General features: G+C 32.3%; 20 protein-coding genes. 3 read left to right on the top strand and 17 right to left on the bottom strand.

Annotation, left to right across the window (positions count from 1 at the left end; genetic code table 11):
- Both HM981_RS07605 and HM981_RS07610 read left to right on the top strand, forming a co-directional pair.
- Window positions 1-624: a lipid-A-disaccharide synthase N-terminal domain-containing protein gene (locus HM981_RS07605; protein WP_179338116.1), complete on the top strand. Its 624-nt coding sequence runs from the start codon at window positions 1-3 to the stop codon at window positions 622-624.
- Complete coding sequence (locus tag HM981_RS07610; RefSeq protein ID WP_179338118.1) at window positions 617-2,227, top strand: ArnT family glycosyltransferase; 1,611 nt, start codon at window positions 617-619, stop codon at window positions 2,225-2,227. Before HM981_RS07605 ends, HM981_RS07610 begins: the two co-directional genes overlap by 8 nt.
- On the opposite strand, the gene HM981_RS07615 is transcribed toward HM981_RS07610, so the two are convergent.
- From HM981_RS07615 to HM981_RS07665, 11 genes are all read right to left on the bottom strand, one after another.
- On the bottom strand, window positions 2,214-2,783 hold the full coding sequence (locus tag HM981_RS07615) for a phosphatase PAP2 family protein (RefSeq protein WP_179338120.1): 570 nt from the start codon (window positions 2,781-2,783) through the stop codon (window positions 2,214-2,216). The genes HM981_RS07610 and HM981_RS07615 overlap by 14 nt on opposite strands.
- Window positions 2,783-3,010 (bottom strand): hypothetical protein, encoded by a 228-nt coding sequence (locus HM981_RS07620; RefSeq protein ID WP_179338122.1) that lies wholly within the window; start codon window positions 3,008-3,010, stop codon window positions 2,783-2,785. Before HM981_RS07620 ends, HM981_RS07615 begins: the two co-directional genes overlap by 1 nt.
- Before the next feature lie 124 nt (window positions 3,011-3,134).
- On the bottom strand, window positions 3,135-4,514 hold the full coding sequence (locus HM981_RS07625; RefSeq protein ID WP_179338124.1) for an MATE family efflux transporter: 1,380 nt from the start codon (window positions 4,512-4,514) through the stop codon (window positions 3,135-3,137).
- A gap of 99 nt (window positions 4,515-4,613) precedes the next feature.
- On the bottom strand, window positions 4,614-5,123 hold the full coding sequence (locus tag HM981_RS07630) for a DUF3124 domain-containing protein (RefSeq protein ID WP_179338126.1): 510 nt from the start codon (window positions 5,121-5,123) through the stop codon (window positions 4,614-4,616).
- A 160-nt stretch (window positions 5,124-5,283) separates the two neighbouring features.
- Window positions 5,284-5,769: a hypothetical protein gene (locus HM981_RS07635; RefSeq protein ID WP_179338128.1), complete on the bottom strand. Its 486-nt coding sequence runs from the start codon at window positions 5,767-5,769 to the stop codon at window positions 5,284-5,286.
- Between the two features lie 113 nt (window positions 5,770-5,882).
- Window positions 5,883-6,257 carry a hypothetical protein gene (locus HM981_RS07640; RefSeq protein WP_179338130.1) on the bottom strand — a complete coding sequence of 125 codons (375 nt, stop codon included), beginning with the start codon at window positions 6,255-6,257 and terminating at the stop codon, window positions 5,883-5,885.
- Between the two features lies 1 nt (window position 6,258).
- On the bottom strand, window positions 6,259-7,731 hold the full coding sequence (locus HM981_RS07645; RefSeq protein ID WP_179338132.1) for a potassium/proton antiporter: 1,473 nt from the start codon (window positions 7,729-7,731) through the stop codon (window positions 6,259-6,261).
- A gap of 230 nt (window positions 7,732-7,961) precedes the next feature.
- The gene (locus HM981_RS07650; RefSeq protein WP_179338134.1) at window positions 7,962-8,903 is read right to left on the bottom strand and encodes an NAD(P)H-dependent flavin oxidoreductase; all 942 of its coding nucleotides are present in this window, start codon (window positions 8,901-8,903) and stop codon (window positions 7,962-7,964) included.
- Window positions 8,904-8,972: 69 nt separating this feature from the next.
- On the bottom strand, window positions 8,973-10,586 hold the full coding sequence (locus HM981_RS07655; RefSeq protein WP_179338136.1) for a S8 family serine peptidase: 1,614 nt from the start codon (window positions 10,584-10,586) through the stop codon (window positions 8,973-8,975).
- 114 nt (window positions 10,587-10,700) lie between these two features.
- Window positions 10,701-11,888 carry a tRNA 2-thiouridine(34) synthase MnmA gene (mnmA, locus tag HM981_RS07660; RefSeq protein WP_179338137.1) on the bottom strand — a complete coding sequence of 396 codons (1,188 nt, stop codon included), beginning with the start codon at window positions 11,886-11,888 and terminating at the stop codon, window positions 10,701-10,703.
- Window positions 11,889-12,135: 247 nt separating this feature from the next.
- A complete protein-coding gene (locus HM981_RS07665) occupies window positions 12,136-12,846 on the bottom strand; it encodes a toxin-antitoxin system YwqK family antitoxin (protein ID WP_179338139.1) in 711 nt (236 codons plus the stop codon).
- A 65-nt stretch (window positions 12,847-12,911) separates the two neighbouring features.
- Between HM981_RS07665 and HM981_RS07670 the strand changes: the two genes are divergently transcribed.
- Window positions 12,912-13,916, top strand: coding sequence for a fasciclin domain-containing protein (locus HM981_RS07670; RefSeq protein WP_179338141.1), 1,005 nt, complete (start codon window positions 12,912-12,914; stop codon window positions 13,914-13,916).
- An 86-nt stretch (window positions 13,917-14,002) separates the two neighbouring features.
- On the opposite strand, the gene HM981_RS17415 is transcribed toward HM981_RS07670, so the two are convergent.
- The 6 genes from HM981_RS17415 to HM981_RS07695 all read right to left on the bottom strand — a co-directional run bounded on the left by HM981_RS17415 (window position 14,003) and on the right by HM981_RS07695 (window position 19,319).
- Complete coding sequence (locus HM981_RS17415; protein WP_317167171.1) at window positions 14,003-14,218, bottom strand: GNAT family N-acetyltransferase; 216 nt, start codon at window positions 14,216-14,218, stop codon at window positions 14,003-14,005.
- Window positions 14,219-14,362, bottom strand: a complete 144-nt coding sequence (locus HM981_RS17420; protein WP_218846338.1) for a hypothetical protein — start codon at window positions 14,360-14,362, stop codon at window positions 14,219-14,221.
- Between the two features lie 131 nt (window positions 14,363-14,493).
- Window positions 14,494-16,401 carry a membrane protein insertase YidC gene (gene yidC / locus HM981_RS07680; RefSeq protein ID WP_179338143.1) on the bottom strand — a complete coding sequence of 636 codons (1,908 nt, stop codon included), beginning with the start codon at window positions 16,399-16,401 and terminating at the stop codon, window positions 14,494-14,496.
- A 121-nt stretch (window positions 16,402-16,522) separates the two neighbouring features.
- Window positions 16,523-18,139 carry a CTP synthase gene (locus HM981_RS07685; protein ID WP_179338145.1) on the bottom strand — a complete coding sequence of 539 codons (1,617 nt, stop codon included), beginning with the start codon at window positions 18,137-18,139 and terminating at the stop codon, window positions 16,523-16,525.
- 332 nt (window positions 18,140-18,471) lie between these two features.
- On the bottom strand, window positions 18,472-18,699 hold the full coding sequence (locus HM981_RS07690; RefSeq protein WP_179338147.1) for a DUF3820 family protein: 228 nt from the start codon (window positions 18,697-18,699) through the stop codon (window positions 18,472-18,474).
- Between the two features lie 83 nt (window positions 18,700-18,782).
- Complete coding sequence (locus HM981_RS07695; RefSeq protein WP_179338149.1) at window positions 18,783-19,319, bottom strand: DUF922 domain-containing protein; 537 nt, start codon at window positions 19,317-19,319, stop codon at window positions 18,783-18,785.
- Window positions 19,320-19,363 lie beyond the last annotated feature (44 nt).

Raw genomic sequence — 19,363 nt, forward strand, 5'->3', positions numbered from 1 at the left:
TTGAAAGACTGGATTATTTACAGCATCGGATTTTTAGCCCAGATTTTATTTTCTTCTAGGCTTATTATTCAATGGATTACATCAGAAAAGCAACGTAAAGTAATTACACCAAAAACATTTTGGACGCTAAGTTTAATCGCGTCATTCCTATTATTTATTTATGGTTATTTACGCTTAGATTTTGCCATTATGCTAGGTCAGAGTTTAACTTACTTTATTTATATCCGGAATTTACAACTTCAAGGACAGTGGCAAAAATTCCCAAAAATCATTCAATATTTACTCTTTGTTGCTCCAATTTTAATCGTTGTATTTTATTACAATAACAATAAGATAGATGTCGATTTACTTTTTTCTAATGCTGATATTCCGTTTTGGTTATTGATCTTAGGTATTGTGGCTCAAATAATTTTTACGTTGCGATTTGTATATCAATGGATACATTCTGAACGTCATAAAGAATCTACTTTACCTATGGGATTTTGGGTATTAAGCTTAATTGGAGCTGGCTTAATCTTGATTTATGCCATTATTAGAAAAGATCCTGTGCTATTTGTTGGCCATTTATTTGGCTTAGTAATCTATGCTCGAAACGCTTATTTAATTAGACAAACAAATGATTAAGCTTATTGAAAAGTATCCTATTCTAAGTTTATTACTTTTTGTAATTGTGATGCTTGGTTTTACTATTGACGCTATTCCTGTTACAATTATGGAAGCACGAAATTTTATTTCAGCTAGAGAAATGCTTACCGATAATAATTGGATTTTAACCACTATGAACGGCGAAGCACGTTATCAAAAACCGCCTCTACCAACTTGGTTTACTGCTGCTTTTGGTTACGTATTTGGTATTAAATCTGTTTTAGCTTTACGTTGGCCTGCATTACTCTTTTTGGCTAGTATTGGTATTTCTACTTACTTATTATCTAAGAAATTAGACTTAACAAAATCACATAGCCTAATTAATGGCTTCATTGCATTAACGTCGTTTTATGTTATTGGCATTATCGTAGAAGCTCCATGGGATATCTACACACATGGTTTAATGCTAATGGCAATTTATCAGTTATTTCTAATGTTTCAAAACGAAAAAACGTCTATTCTAAGATCGTTATTATTCGTATTATTTTTGGCTGGATCTGTCTTATCTAAAGGTCCTGTGTCTCTATATGTTCTATTCTTACCTTTTATAATTGCTTATAGTATTGCTTTCAAATTTAAAGGTGGAATCTTACATTTTTTAAAGTTATTAAGCCTTCTAATCTTTGGTCTTGTTATTGGTTCTTGGTGGTATCTTCATGTTCGTGTTGCAGATCCTGAAACCTTTGCCGCTATAGCAGAACGTGAAACTTCAAATTGGAGTAGTTATAATGTGAGACCATTTTATTACTACTGGAGCTTCTTTATTCAGAGTGGCTTATGGACAGTTCCTGCATTTATCAGTTTGTTATATCCTTATTTAAAAACAAGAGTTTCAAACCTAAAAGCTTACCGATTTAGTTTCTTTTGGACCATTTTTGCTGTGATTTTATTATCAGTTATTCCTGAGAAAAAATCACGATATTTAATGCCAGTTCTTATTCCTCTAGCTATTAATATTGGCTTTTACATGGAGTATTTAATTCGGGAATTCAAGAATTTAAAAGATAAAAAAGAAACTATTCCTGTATACTTTCAATTTGGATTAATAGGCTGTATTGCAATTGCTTTTTGGATTATTGGTTTCTCTTTTGGTCCGTTTTTAACAGGGGTTGTTCTCGCTAGATTTTTAATTTCGAGTATTGTATTAGTCGTTTTAGGATTTTTCATCTTCAAACATTTAAAAGCAAAAAACATTAAAGTGGTGTTTTATCTTGTTATCGCATTTATGTTAAGTATTGGTCTTTTTGCATTGCCATTGGCTAAAATTCAAGGTCAAGCAGGATACAAACCACTTTCTGAACTATCAGGAGATAACATTGCTCTATATTCTTTAGATGGCATATCACCTGAAGGCATCTACAATTATGGAGATAAAATTCTTAATATTAAGACTGATGACGGTATTATTATCCCAAAGGAAAAAGAATTCAGGTTATTAACTTCAAAAACTAAACCTGAAGATATTATTGAACTTTCTAAATTTTATAATATTGAATTTATAGATACTTATGATTTGAATTTTTCTAAAAGTGCCTATAAATCCAGATTGGTAAATAAACTCTATAAACTTAGTTTGAAATAAATCGTTTCAATAAATAGCTATTGAATTTATAAAATCCGAATCCTGCTAAAGCTCCAAAGGTTAAACCACAAAGTAAATCTAAAGGATAATGTACACCTACATAAATACGACTATAAGCTACAATTAAACTCCAAATTAATAATAGGTAGATTAAGTTTTTATAATAAGGTTTTAGTAACAAGCCTGCAAAAATAGCTGCAGCCATTGAGTTTGAAGAATGCCCAGAGAAAAAACCATATTTCCCACATCGTGGCGCTATAAAGCGTGTTAAATCCATGACACCTTCTGCTCTACATGGTCTTGGTCGTTGTATGGTATGTTTAAAAAGATTGGTGATTTGGTCTGTGAAGGTTATCATGGCTGCAATAACAAAAACCATAAGTAGCAACGCTTTCCAACCCATTTTTTTATAGATTAAAAATAGTAAAATAGCATATAATGGAGCAAACGTAAACTCATGCGTTATAGCAAGCCATAAACCATCCCAAGATTCCGAACCTAAATTATTAAGATATAAAAAAAGTTCTTTATCGTATTCTAACAATTGATCTAGCATTAATCGTCGTATCTAGCCACTTCTCTATCGTAAAAATCTGTAGCTTGTTGAATATAGTTTTCAGTTTCTGTTTCTAATTCCTTTTCATCATGCTCATCGAATTCTTCAAACCATTCTACCTCATCGTTCTCTAAATTAATAATAAAACGAGGGAATTCTGTATGTATTATGAAAATCGCATTTGGATAATCTGTATTGTCGCCAAGTATAAATTTTGGTAGTTCCATTTTATAAGTTTGAAGTTGGAAGCGTTACGCTCTAAGTTCTGTTTAATTTAAGTTACAAATATATAGAATTTGAATGAGCTCTTCGACTTATATTAAACTATCGAAAACTGAACAAACACATCTATTAATTTACTGCTTTTGCAATAAGTTTTTTGGTAAGGATATTAAATCTAATAAAAAGCAAAATTGCAGCTACAGTTAATCCTGCAATGAGTCCTACCCAAATACCAAGACTACCATAAACGTCTTCTTTACCTAAAAAATAACTAATAGGAAAACCAACAACCCAATACGAAATAAATGTAATTATAGTTGGTATTTTTACATCTTGAAGTCCTCTTAGAGCTCCAAGAGCAATAACCTGAAGACTATCACTAATTTGAAAAACCGCTGCAGCGAGCAAGAGTGTTGCTGCTATTTTAACTACTTCTGCAGTATCTACTGCATTCTCTGGATCATCTAAATCTACATACATGTCCGGAAGAAATTGATGAAATATCACAAAAAACAAAGCAAAAACAACGGCAAAAATAAAACCGACAAAAAATATAGATTCTGCAATACGCTTAAGTGATTTAAAATCTTTAAGCCCTTTTTGATTACCAACTCTAATCATCGCAGCTACACTTAATCCTGTAGCCACCATAAAGGTCATAGAAGATAAGTTAAGTGCTATTTGATTTGCTGCTTGTGCATTAGCACCTAACGTACCACTTAACCAAATAGCTGCTGTAAAAATACCAACTTCGAAAAACATTTGCATGGCACTTGGTAATCCTAAATGACTTATTTTTTTAATGGGATATTTTTTTAATTCAAAGAATTTAATATTAGTAACATAAGGTTTCGATTTCTCACGTTTTGCGAGTAACCACCATAAGTAAGCTACCATAACAAAACGAGAAACTAAAGTTCCCACTGCGGCTCCTACAATTCCCATTTCTGGACAACCAAACTTCCCAAAAATTAATACATAGTTAATAGCAACGTTGAGCAGATTAGCCACAATAGTTGCATACATAGGATATTTTGTTAGCGATAAACCATCACTAAACTGCTTAAATGCCTGAAAAACAATCAAAGGAACCAATGAAAATGCCACCAAATCTAAATACGGAATGGCAAGATCTACCACTGCTTCTGGCTGATCCATAACATACATTAATGGCTTTGCAAATAACAACATGGCAAATAGAACTAATCCTAAAACTGTACAAAGAAAAAGGCCATGTTTAAAAACTGACTTACCTTTTTGAAAGTTATTCTCAGTATCTGCTTCTGCTACTAAAGGTGTAATGGCTGTAGAAAAACCAATACCAATAGACATTGCAATAAAAATAAAACTATTACCTAAGGACACAGCCGCTAATTCTGTAGCACCTAATTGCCCAACCATAATATTATCTATAAAACTCACAAAAGTATGCCCAAGCATACCCAACATCACAGGTGATGCGAGTTTGAGATTATATCTAAATTCTTTAGTGTAATTGCTTAAAACCATGGTGCAAAAGTACTACTTCCATTTAGTTTTAATAATGAAATATTTGCTAAATAATAGAAAGCATAAGAGTTTAAAATAGAACTCTAAAACAAAGTGAAATTAATCGATTCTAGTTGCGTGTGTTAGAAACGATAAGCCTTGCTGACCAGATGTAGATGTCATTACTCCTTCAAAAATAGGCTCAGGAGAGGCTTTTGGAGTTTTCCAATCAAAAATAAAATTACCTCCTGTACCACCAGCAACATCAACTTCATTAATAACAATATCTATAGTTTCCATTGGAGATAAATATACAGGCTTATCAATATAAGCTTTTAATAATGTTCCGTGGGTATCGTAATAATTAACATTAAATAAATAGAGACTATCTTTAATACTTGTATTTCTAATACTTATCATCGCAGTAAGGTTATAGGTTTTATGCTGCGAATAACTATAAATCTGAGAGTAAACAGATAAATAAGATTTCCCTGAAATTAAAGAATCTATCGGTTGAATAGAGGCTTCTCTCTCACTCCAGTCAATTTTTTCATGCTCATCATTACCTAACGTTTCATTACAAGAATAAAAACAAAAAAGAACTATTATTAAACCTATTACTTTTTTCATAATGTGATGCATTAATTTACTGTTCTATACAAAAATAGCAGATTGGAGTTAGTTTATATCATTAATCATAAAGATATATTCCAAATATGACTAACAATAAAGTGCATAAGCTATAGCAGATAACACTTACCATAGCTTATGCACAATTTAAATAAAATTCTTACTTTACCATATTGGTCAACAGACCATTAATTAATTTATTCCATTTTTCTATTGATGCTATTTCCCCACTGAACTGAAAACTAACTTGTGCATTATAAAACTCTAAAATAATATTAGACTCATTTGTATTTGCTGCAGTAAGTTTTAAACTGAGTTGGTCAATGACTTCACTTTTATTAGCATTTAACCTTGTGTTTTTTACAATTTCACAATTTCTAATTGTTGTAAGGTCTGCAAATTGAGACTCTAATACATCGTCTTTACTTGAGACAAAAGAAACCGTATTTTTCACCTTATCTACGCCTATAGCATAATTTCCGCAGATCTCGTATTCTGTTACTTTACCTTGATGTTGTTCTGCTACATTTCTAAGCGCTAATAGTAATTCCTTTTTCTTTTTAGCTCTAGTTCTGTTAGTTATTATAAAAGGTATTGCACAAAGTGCAACACAGATAGTTCCTATGATAGTTATTCCTAAATCCATTGTTATGTTTTTTTAAATTTTTGATATAATGATTTCTGTATGAAGTGGACAGCCACGACATATTAATACGTTAATTATGACTACACGTGAGCGTAGTGACTAAAAAACATAGATTACCAAAAATTATGGAAAGGAAAAATAAGATCAGACTTTCTTTGCCTAATCAAAAGGGTATTGAAGTGATTATCGTATTGTTTAAACTTCGCATTAAATAGTAATTCATTTGAAAATGAAATTACTGCAAAGCCTTGAAAAGGTAATTTATAATTTGGTTCTGCATATTCTGATAAGACAGAAACTGAAACCTCAGATTGTTGTGTATGAAGGAAATGTCTAACAGAAGACGTTGTGAGATAATCCTCTTTTCCATTATTTTGTACAAAAGCTTGCGTATTGGATTTTGGTAATGTTTGTGCAGAAACACAAATACCAAAACAATAGATTGAAATAAGTAATAATACCCTTAATATTTGAGGTGTATTTCTCATTTTAAGTTATAGAATTTTGATCAAGTACACTATTCACTTCGTTTAAGCTATCTTCATTATCTAACAAGACCACAAGTATATCATTAGCTTCAACAACAGTTGAACCACCTGGTCTAACAAATTTATTATCTCGTTTAATCATTATAATAAATGCTGATCTTGGAAAATGCAAATCTATGATTCTTTTATCTACAGCAAAACTATTTGGAGCGATAAATACTTCTTCCATTGCCGATTTTGGTAAATTTAAAATATACCTATCATTTTCTGCTATAGGTTTTGCTTTTTCAGGCAATGCAACATTTAACCATTTTGCAAAAAGAGATAAAGTTGTTCCTTGAATTAAAACTGACGTAACAGATATAAAAAACACAATATTAAAAATCATATTTGCTTTATCAATACCTGCGAGAAGCGGATATGTTGCAAACACAATAGGAACTGCACCTCGCAAACCAACCCAAGAAATATAGAAACGTCTCTTAAGTTTCATTTTAAAAAACATTAAGCTTATAAATACACTTATTGGTCTCGCCACTACTATAAGAAATATAGAAATAAGCAGTCCTATTCCCATATAAGGTATAATTTGAGAAGGAAAAACAAGTAAACCCAGTGTAAGGAATAAAACAATTTGCATTAACCACGCTATTCCGTCAAACATTTTTAGAATTGTAGATTTATGTATTAAATCTTGGTTTCCTAAATAAACAGCACATATATATATGGCAAGAAACCCATTACCACCAACAAAGTCTGTTGCAGAAAACGTAATAAACATTAATGCAATAACTAAAACAGGATAAAGTCCTTCAAAACTTAGTTTAATTTTATTAATAATAATCTTACTCAAATTACCAAAAGCAAAACCTAAGACACCTCCTAAAAGCATTTGCTGAAAGAACATCATAACCATAGAGAAAATACTCTGATCTTGATTAATGACCAAGGTTAAACAAGCAAGCGTTAACACATAAGCCATAGGGTCGTTACTACCACTTTCTAACTCTAAAGTTGGTCTTAAATTGGTTTTTAAAGCTAAATTTTTTGATCGTAAGATTGAAAACACGGCTGCTGCATCTGTAGACGATACAATAGAACCAAGTAATAAACTTTCATAAATAGTAAAATCTGTAACAAACCAAACAAATGTACCCAATGAAACTGCCGTAAGAAAAACACCAACCGTAGATAAAACAAGTCCTTCTCTAAGTATGGGTTTTATGGCTTTAAAATTGGTATCTAAACCTCCTGAAAACAATATAAAGTTAAGAGAAACAATACCTATAAACTGTGCTAATTTAGGATCATCAAAACGAATACCTCCAATACCATCCGAGCCTGCTAACATTCCGATAGCTAAAAAGAGGATTAGTGTTGGAACACCAAATTTATAAGATGTCTTACCCACTATGATACTTATAAAAAGTAATAGCGAGCCAACTAATAATATGTTTTCTGTGGTTAAATTCATTATTTAAATACTTCAATTTAAGCAAGCGTAAATTTAGCTATTTAATCAACTAAATTGATTAAATAGCAAGTTTTAAAATGTTGCAGTATAATAAATTATCATCTTACATAAAACCGGGTTATATATTAACACTATTCACAGCAGAACACAACTTTAACTACCAAATTAACAGCAACTTAGTTTAATATATATAAAAAAAATAAGATAGCCATTTCAGCAATTATCACCTCTTAGAATGAAGCAACGGTCTTTTTTGCGTCTTCAAACTCAGTAATCATATCATTTACAATTTCTGCAACTGGTTTTACACTATGAATTAAACCTGCAACTTGCCCAATCTCTAATTCCCCATCTTCTAAATCTCCTTCAAACATGCCTCGTTTGGCTCTAGCCCTTCCTAATAATTGTTTGAGTTGTTCTGGTGTTGGACTTGTTTTATAAAGCTCTTGTAATTCATTATAGAATTTATTTTTCACCAATCTTACAGGTGCCAATTCTTTTAAAGTTAGTTGTGTATCACCTTCTTTAGCATTGACAACCACTTTTTTAAACTCTTGGTGTGCAGAAGACTCTTCACTAGCAACAAATCGGCTTCCTACTTGTACTCCATCTGCTCCTAAAATCATACAAGCTAACATAGCTTTTCCTGTGGCAATACCTCCTGCTGCAATTAATGGAATTTGTAGTTGTTCTTTTACCATTGGAATCAACGTTAAGGTTGTAGTTTCATCTCTTCCGTTGTGTCCTCCGGCTTCAAATCCTTCTGCCACAATAGCATCTACTCCAGCTTCCTCTGACTTTAAAGCGAATTTTACACTGCTAACCACATGCACAACTGTAATGCCTTTGTCTTGTAACCATTTGGTCCATGTTTTAGGGTTTCCTGCAGACGTAAATACAATTTTAACACCTTCTTCTACAATGATATCCATTATTTCTTGAACATTTGGATACAACATAGGCACGTTTACACCAAACGGTTGGTCTGTTGCTGCTTTACATCTCTGAATGTGTTCTCGTAAAACATCTGGATACATAGAACCTGCACCAATTAAACCTAATATTCCAGAATTACTTGCTGCTGATGCTAATTCCCAGCCGCTATTCCAAATCATTCCTGCTTGAATAATTGGATATTTGATATTGAAAAGTGATGTGATTCTATTTGCCATTTCTTTTAAGGTTTTTAATGCACTCTTAAAGAGCTAAAATGAATTCTGTTCTATCAATTAAATCTTAAATCAATGCTTTATAAATTTCATTGTTTTTGAAGATTCTTCGTTAATAAGTTTAATAAAGTAGACGCCTGCTATAAACTCTGAAACATTAATAACTTGAGAGTTGCCTTGTACTAATTGATGTAAAACTTGCTGACCTAATTGATTATAAATTAAGAATTCTATAGGATTTACATCAGAAGGATATATGATAATGAGTTCTGTTCTTACTGGATTAGGATAAAAGCTAAAGTTCTCGAAAAATTGATCTTCTGTAGCTAATGCTAAATTTCTAGCGAGTTCTAAATCTGGAATACCAAAACCAAGGAAATTGTCTGGTTCCGTGAATTGGGAAGCTGATTGCCTTACAAAACTCATAACTTCTGTTGGTGCCATATCTGGAATAGCTTGCCATAACGACGCGATTCCGCCACACAGAATTGGAGAACTAAATGAGGTTCCATTATTCTGAACCATACTATTAAACTCATTTATAACAAAAGCAGCTCCGCCTCTTGCGACCACATCTGGCTTTTGATAACCAACTTGCGCTACACTTCCTTGCGAGCTAAACGCAACATAAAGTCCATCTGCATCTACTCCACCAATACTTAAAACATCTGGAGAATCTCCAGGTGCACCAACGGTTTGCCAAGTTGTTGCTCCAGAATTCCCTGCGCTCACTACAACTAAAATTCCTTTTTCTACTGCAATTGAAGCACCTTTAGAGATATAAGCTACCTCTCCATCCATATCAGCTGGTGTATAACTATAACTATCATTATCATAAGTTTGATACCCTAGAGACGTATTAATCATATCTACTCCCAAACTATCAGCACGCTCTGCTGCTTCAACCCAATAACTTTCTTCTACCGGATTTTCACTTCCTGCATCTTCTGTTCTAAACACATAATATGACGCATCTGGGGCAGTGCCTACAAATTGATCTTGGATAAACCCAGCCATTGTACTTAACACTTTAGTACCATGATTACTGCCTGTATAATCGTAGACATTTGATGTTCTATCTACAAAATCATAACCATTTAACAAATCGCCATTATCTCGTAAACGCTGAAATGCTTGCATGGTATTAACGTTTGGGAATCCAGAATCCAACACAGCAATAGTAATGCCTTCGCCTGTAAAATCTGCTAAATGAAGCTGATCTACATTAATCATTTCTACTTGGTTTTGAGTGTCTCCGTATGTAAACGCTATTGTTTCATCTTCAATTTCTGTTTTACTAGAACTTAAAACGCTTCTTGATAAGGTATTTAAACTATTATTCGCGAAATCAATACTTTCAACAAAAGATAATTCAATTAAATTACTAATATCTACTTCTGTTCCTCTCACGTGAATAGCATTAAACCATTTTGATTTGGCCATTACAGTAATACCTATTTGCGTTTTTAAATCTGAAATATAACTTTCGTTAACTGGAACATCACGTTGGTCAATTGCTATATTATGATTCTGCTTTCGATCTATAGCTTTTTGAGAAAGAATACTAAGCGGATTTGCTATTGAAGTTTCAACATTAGATTTGTCTGTGAGGTAAATCCATGCGTCTTCTTGTGCAAATCCATATGTTATGAAAACTAAAAATAGCAGTGTTAAGTTTTTTTTCATGGAATTATAAATCTATACGTGTTATCTATACCATTTTCAATTCGAAAAAAGTTAAAAATTACAAGAACTGACAACTTCAATTAAAGCTATCATAAATATTAACGCAAAGGCAAATTAAGAAATAACTCCTGAACCTAACAATTCGTCTTCTTGATACCAAGCAACAAACTGTCCTTCTGTAATTGCAGATTGGTTGTTTTCAAACTCTACATACATACCTGTAGCCACTTTATGCAAGGTTGCTTTTTCTAAGGTTTGTCTATATCTAATTCTTGCCATTACTGACATGGTTTCGCCTTCGGTTAACGCTAAATCTTCTCTAACCCAATGTAATTCTGCGTTAGATACAAATAATACATTTCTATATAAACCGGGATGTTGTTTGCCTTGACCTGTGTAAATAATATTATCATTTACATCGGTATCAATAACAAATAAAGGTTCTATTGTACCGCCAACACCTAAGCCTTTTCGTTGACCTTTGGTAAAATAATGTGCACCTTGGTGTTTACCAACTACTTTTCCGTCTGATAAATTATAAGTCCTTTTTTTAGATAAATAGTCTAGTTCACTTTCTTTAGAATCAAACTCAGGAAGTGATTGGTTATAAATATCTAAAGATTCGCTGATCTCAACAATAACACCTTCTTTCGGTTTTAATTGTTGCTGTAAAAACTCTGGCAATCTTACTTTACCTATAAAACATAAGCCTTGAGAGTCTTTCTTTTCTGCTGTAATTAAATCTTGTGCTTTGGCTATTTCTCTTACTTCTGGTTTAATTAATTCACCTATAGGAAATAATGCTTTTGATAATTGCTGTTGAGATAGTTGACAAAGAAAATAAGATTGATCTTTGTTATTATCTGCTCCTGCCAATAATTGATGTATTTGTTTACCATCTTTTTCAATCGTAGATTTTCTACAATAATGACCAGTGGCAACATAATCTGCTCCAAGTTCCATGGCGATATCCATAAAGACATCAAACTTAATTTCACGGTTGCAAAGTACATCAGGATTTGGTGTGCGTCCTTTTGCATACTCATTAAACATATAGTCTACAATGCGCTCTTTGTATTGCACACTTAAATCTACCGTTTGAAATGGAATACCTAACTTATCTGCGACTAACATAGCATCGTTGCTATCTTCTAACCAAGGACATTCATCAGAAATAGTAACAGCATCATCGTGCCAGTTTTTCATAAACAAACCAATAACCTCATAACCTTGCTCTTTTAAAAGATAGGCTGCAACACTAGAATCTACTCCTCCTGAAAGTCCAACAATGACTCTTTTCATATTATTTAATCGCTTTATATCTAAATGCCAATTAGAGTGATTTCAATTATTTAACCAGAATTGTATCGAGAACAATTTTAACCTCAATTGCTTCTCGATATGAAATCAAAAAAAATGGCATTTCAATTGATGTGGCGGATTCGAACTTTAAAAATTAGTCCGAAAAACTTCGGCAAAATTACAAATAAAAAAAGGCAATCTTAATAAGATTGCCATTTTGAAATTCTATTGATAGTATAGTTATAAACTATTCTTTCTTATATATGACTTCTTGTGTTGTATGATCTATTTTTTTTACTAATTCGCCACCTTTAAAATACTTCCAAATTCCTTTTTTCTGACTTTTCACATAGTTTCCTTCAGAATTTGTATTCCCATTTGCATCATAATTAATAGTTTTTCCCTCTAAATGATCTTCTTTATAATTTGTATGCCTTAGTAAAATGCTTTTCTCTGAAAACCATTTTGACTCTCCATCGAGTAATCCTTTTTTATAATTAGCACTCTCTGCTAGAGTACCATTTTTAAAATAAACGAAACGTTCCCCTTCCAATAAACCATCTTTATTATAAGTTTCAACTATCATTTTTACGTCAGAATTTTTATGATAAAAAATCCATTCGCCAATAAAGCGTTTGCCATTCATTCTACCTTCACTAATGACTTTTTTAGTAGAAGCCAAAAATTTTACATCTGCAATACTATCTTTTCCTGTAAAAACTTTTACAGCACTTAATACACTCTTTCCTCCAGACAATGTGTAATACTTAAATGAATCTACTTCTTTACCATGCTCAAAAGCACCTTCATATCGTTTTTCCTTGGTATTATGGTAGTTCTTTGTCCACAAACCGTGACGTTTACCGTCTTTATCAAACTGATTAACTACTTTTTGAGCAGCAACAGTTGTTAAAATTATTGTAAAACTTAAGCTTAAAAATAACTTTTGTTTAATCATTATATATTTTTGTTAAACAAACATAGTGTTTGTGTTATGATGAACAATTTTAAAAACTCAAAAAAATGAAAATTATTTCAAAAAACTTCAAATTACTTGCAGTATTTCTTATGGTTTTAACTTTTTCTGCTTGTAGTGATGATGACGATGGAACACAAAACGTAACTTTACTAAATGTAGTTGATACTGCCATTGCAGATTCTGACTTAACGAGTTTAGTTGCAGCTTTGCAAAGAGCAGATTTAGTAGATGTATTAAGAAACGGTGATGATTGGACAATTCTGGCTCCAACTAACCAAGCTTTTAGTGATTACTTAAATGGAACAGCTTTAGAAGATGTACCTGTTGCTACATTAAGAAATTTATTATTAAACCATGTTATAAGTGCACGTATACCTTCTGTAACTATTACTAATGCAGGAAGTGGTTACACTAACACAAATGCTACAGGACCAAATGACGAATTTTTAAGTATCTATTACGAATATGACACAGAAGCAACTGAAGCAGGTGTTTATTTTAATGGTGCCTCTCGAGTAGAGCAAGCGGATATATTTGCTACAAATGGTGTTATACATATCATTGATGAAGTTATTGAATTACCAACAATTGCTACTTTTGCGACAACAAATCCCGCTTTAGAAACATTAGTTGTTGCATTGCAATATGCAGACACAGAATCACCAACAGTGCCTTATATTACAACTGTTTCTGATGCAACTGCTGGTCCTTATACTGTATTTGCTCCAACCAATGATGCTTTTGCTAATGTGCTAGTAGAATTAGATTTAACAGGTTTTGGAGAAGATGAAGGAGAACTAAACGCAGCTACTACAGATGCTGTATTATTAATGCACATTGTAAATGGTAACATTCAGTCTAGCGCTTTACCTAACGGAGATATTACTACTATTGGATCAGGAGTAATCACTGCAGACAATACAGCCTTTACATTAACAGATGGTTTAGATCGCGAGATTGGAATTGTAACAAGTTTAGTAGATATACAAGCTGTAAATGGTGTGGTACATGTTGTAGATACAGTAATACGTCCAGGTAATGCTGATTAAAGAAAGAAAATCGAGGTTGGTTACCTCATTTTTATATAGTTGATAGGTTAGTAGAAAAGCCCAAACTTTTAAAGTTTGGGCTTTTCTTATGATAATATTTTAGAAAAATAAATCCGTCGATGACCTTTTGGGAAATCTTTAATCTCACCAATAACCTTATAGTTGTTTTTAGTATAAAAGTCTTCTGCTTGAAAATCGAAAGTATCTACCATTGCCATTGAAGCTCCTAATTGCTTTGCGCTACTTTCAAGATGATTTAATAGTTTAGTTCCAAATCCTTGGTTCCTATACTTTTCATCTATCTAAAGGATTTTAATTTCTAATCCATTCCAATAATTAATTCCTGCCAAAATACCACCGACAATATTATCATTTTCACTTTTAATTGCAAATTCTAATGGTGTCCAAACTGAGGCTAATGCAACCACCTTTTCCAAGTTATCCATTTAATCCGTCAACAATAATTTTTATATCGTCTTTATTACAAACTTCAATTTTCATTTTCTTTTAATTAGGCATAAAAATAGCCTTAACAAAAATGTTAAGGCTATTTTATATTACGCTTACTCTATTGTAATTATTTCTTCTTACCTTTTTGTTGAGCTTGCTTTTGTGCTTCAGCTTGCTCCATCATTTCCGCCATTTTCTTTTGAAACTTGTTTTGTTTCTTAGGCTTCGTTTTGCTAACCTCAATCTTAGCTAACACTTTATCTTCGTCAATAATATAGTTTTTAATTACTAACATAATACCAATACTAATTAGGTTAGAAATGAAGTAATACAAACTTAATCCAGATGCATAGTTATTAAAGAATACTAACATCATTATTGGTGAGAAGTAAATCATGTACTTCATCATTTTGGCCATATCAGGCATACCTTCTTGTGTTGGTTGCGATGCCATTTGCTGACCTGTTGTCATTTTCATATAAAAGAAAATAGCAATTGCCGCTAAAATTGGAAATAAAGCCACGTGATCTCCGTATAATGGAATATGAAATGGCAAGTCTAAAACAGAATCATAAGAACTTAAATCGTCTGCCCAAAGGAAACTTTTTTGTCTTAAATCAAACGCTGTTGGGAAAAACTGAAACAAAGCATAAAATACAGGAATCTGCATTAAACCAGGCAAACAACCACTTAATGGACTAGCTCCAGCTTTACTCTGGATAGCCATAGTTTCTTGCTGCGCTTTCATCTTATTATCCTTATACTTTTCCTTAACAGCATCTAATTCTGGCTTTAAAATTTTCATTTTAGCCTGAGACAAGAATTGCTTGTACTGTACAAAAGACATCATTATTTTAACTAAAATAGTCATGACTATAATAGCAATACCATGTGGTAAATACTGTATTAAAAATCCGAATAAAGGAATGAATACAATTTTGTTTATCCATCCAAAAATTCCCCATCCAAAAGGAATACTTTCTTCTAAACCTTTATCGTATGCTTTTAAAGTTTCTGCTTTTGTTGGTCCGTAATATAAACCTAAACTCTTATTTAGCTCACCACCACTATAAGCTAATGGCAATTTAGATTCATAAATTTTAGTATAAAGTGTATCAATTTCATCATCTTCTACTAAATTGGTAGATGTTAATGCTACATTCTTAAATGGACTATCATTAGACACTAAAATAGAACTAAAGAAAAACTGTCTGTACGATAACCACTCAACATCTTCTGCGATTTCATCATCATCTCCACCTTGAGATAACTTATCAATCTTACCATCATCATGCATGTAGGTTAATCTTGTATAACGATTTTCATAGCTAATACTTTTTGCATGTCTAATCCCTTTTTGTTTCCAATCTAGCTCAATAGGTTGCGAGGTATTGAAAAGACCACTTAAACCTTGAGATTTAATTGAAAAATCAATCATATAATCATTAGGCTTCAACTCGTAACGGTATTCTAAAAATTCTGTTTCAGACACTTTAAGTTTCATAGAAACTATTGTGTTCTCTCCACTTTTAGACACCGTAGGTTGAAAAGGAAAATCTTGGGTATTGTGCGTGCGACTATCTGATGTGCTAAATGTTATATTGAAAGCACTGTTATTATCTTTTACTAGATATACAGGAACAGAATCATAATCTACAAAATTCTTTAATTTCACTTGAGATAAATGTCCGCCAATTCTATTAAACTTAAGTTCAAAAACATCAGTTTCTACTGTAGTTGTCGCTTCTCCTGGCAATGTAAGTGCATAAGAAAGCGCACCAACCTTACTTTGAGCTGCTGCGAGTTGTGTAGAATCTAAGGCTTTAGAGCCTGAAGTGAAATCCGCACTAGTAGTTACTAATGTTTCTTTTTGTCTACTTTCTTTTTTCTCTGCTTCAACTTGCTCCTGCTCTGCTATTTTCTGTGCTTCAAGTTCTTCAGGACTTGGTTGATTTTGATACATTATATAAATAAGTATCCCAAATATGAGAATAAAACCTATAATAGATTTAACGTCGAATTTCTTTTCTTCCATGTTTATTTTTCAGTTTTAGACCTGTCAGGTTTTAAAATCTAACAGGTCTTATATGCTAAGTATTGAACAACCCAAAAAACTGTCCAAAGTTAATTTTACGCCAAAGTGGCATCTTTTTATATTATTTCTTCTTCTTATATTTTAAAGCAGCCGCTACAAATGCCACAAATAGTGGATGTGGACATTTCACTGTACTTTTATATTCAGGATGGTACTGCACACCAACAAACCAATTATTCGCAGGAATTTCTACAATTTCTACTAAACCAGTCTCAGGATTGAAACCTGTAGCTTTCATTCCGGCTTTTTCAAATTGTGCTTTATAAGCGTTATTAAATTCATAACGATGTCTATGTCTTTCAGTAATCATTTCCGTGTTATAAACCTTGTACGCAATACTGTCTTTTTCCAGTTTACAATCCCAAGTTCCTAAACGCATTGTTCCGCCTTTATTAATCACATCTTTTTGAGATGCCATTAAATTAATAACAGGATCTGGTGTTGCTTCATCCATTTCTACAGAATTTGCATCCTTAAGGTTGAGTACATTTCTAGCATATTCTATCACTGCCATTTGCATACCTAAGCAAATTCCTAAAAACGGAATATTATGTTCTCTTACAAAACGCACAGCATCAATTTTACCTTCAATACCACGCTCACCAAAACCAGGCGCTACTAAAACACCGTCTAAATGACCTAACTTAAATTCTATATTACTTTCCGATAAATATTCAGAATGAATAGACTCTACATTAACCTTAACTTCGTTTTCTGCTCCTGCATGAATAAAAGATTCTAGTATAGACTTATAAGAATCCTGAAGCTCTACATACTTACCAATTAAACCAATGGTAATTTCACTTTTAGGATTTTTATGTCGCTTTAAAAATTCGTTCCAACGTTTTAAATCTGGCACATCACTTTTAAGATCTAACTGCTTCAAAACAACTTTATCTAAGCCTTCTTCTAGCATTAAATTAGGCACGTCGTAGATTGTAGATGCATCAATAGATTCTATAACCGCTTCCTTTTTAACATTACAAAAACGCGCTAATTTGGTTTTTATACCATCGTTAAGCGGATGCTCTGTTCTACATACTAAAACATCTGCCTGTACTCCACTTTCCATCAATGTTTTTACACTATGTTGGGTTGGCTTTGTTTTTAATTCTCCAGCAGCAGATAAATAAGGAACTAATGTTAAGTGAATAACACAGGTATTGTGTTCTCCTAAATCCCATTCTAACTGTCTAACGGCTTCTATGTATGGCAAAGATTCAATATCTCCAACGGTTCCTCCTATTTCAGTAATTACGATATCATAATCTCCAGAATTTCCTAAAATTTGAATTCTGCGTTTAATTTCGTCTGTAATATGTGGAATAACTTGTACTGTTTTCCCCAAAAACTCACCACGACGTTCCTTATCGATAACACTCTGATAAATTCGTCCTGTAGTTACGTTATTGGCTTGAGATGTTGGTACATTTAAAAAACGCTCGTAATGCCCCAAATCTAAGTCGGTTTCCGCACCATCATCCGTAACGTAACATTCCCCATGTTCGTATGGATTTAATGTTCCTGGATCGATGTTGATATAAGGATCTAATTTTTGAATGGTTGCTCTGTAACCTTGTGATTGTAAGAGTTTAGCTAAAGATGCAGCTATAATGCCTTTTCCAAGAGAAGAAGACACGCCTCCTGTTACAAATATATACTTAGGGTTTGTGGTCATGATACGTTTTTAAACGCAGGCAAAATTACAAAATAAAACGAGTAATCTATGAATTGTTCATGGTTTGTTTATATGTTATTCCTCATATAGTTTTAAATACTTAAAAAACAGACTTAGTTTTTGATTATCAAACCATTACAAACAAAAACTAATTATAATTTACAATCTCGCAACAACCTTAATTTACGATTAAAAAATAAAGCGTTTTCTACATGGAATATTCTTACGGAATTTACAAACAACTTACCTTATTATAGAGAGACAAATAGAACCCATTTTTAACTTCTTTTTAAAATCCTAACCAAACGTTGTGACTAAATCTACTTTGACTATTATTTACTAAAATCTCTACGGATATTATAAATAAGTTCTTCTAAACCATTGATTTTAATTTCACACATCTGTGCCATCATAAGACCAAGTTTTCCTTGAGGGAATCCTTTTTGTTGGTACCAAATATAATAAGGTTCAGGGATATCTAATAAGTAGCGATCTTTATACTTGCCATAAGGCATTTTATAGTGTGCCAATTCAATTAAAACTGTGCCATCTAATTCCATTTAATCAAATTTAAGTGTTTCTAATTTAAAGATTTAGGGGTGTTTAATAACTAATTTGAGAGTAAAAAGCGAAAGAAAAATCACTAAGACTTATAAGCTTCGTAAGTTTTTAACTCCTTTATAATTTTTGCTTCCCATTCTTTTTGCATTGTTACATTTATAGAATGATTGGTTTGCAAATCGTACAATTGTTGTGTGTCGTTTAAAGCCTTATTGATTGATGCATGTAACCTATTCATCTGTCCTTTTAAATTCTGATTTACAACTAATAAGCTAAGTTGCTCTCTAAATTTACGTGCATAAAGTTCAGTGATATCAAAATGTAACTGCTCATGAGCTAAAATATAAACGTCTACTTGTTTTTCTAAGAACCAGGATTTATTGGGATAAAAATGCGCTTCGACCTTCGTTGAAAAATCTACAATCTCTTTTCTCGATGTTTTTAAAGAATATTCAAACGTAATCCCAGAGGCCGTTATAGCCGAAGCTCTAGATTTTAGATCTGGTGATGCCTTAAAGTCTGCCCAAGTCAGTTTTCTAGATTCATTCCACAACATACTTTCTTCATTAGAATTGCTTCCAACAAAAAGAATAGTCAATAATATGAATAGATTTTTCAAGTGTACTGTTATACTTAAACCTTCGAAGTCCTATAAAATGCAGT

It is taken from the genome of Winogradskyella ludwigii (assembly GCF_013403985.1).
In the GTDB taxonomy this organism is placed as follows: domain Bacteria; phylum Bacteroidota; class Bacteroidia; order Flavobacteriales; family Flavobacteriaceae; genus Winogradskyella; species Winogradskyella ludwigii.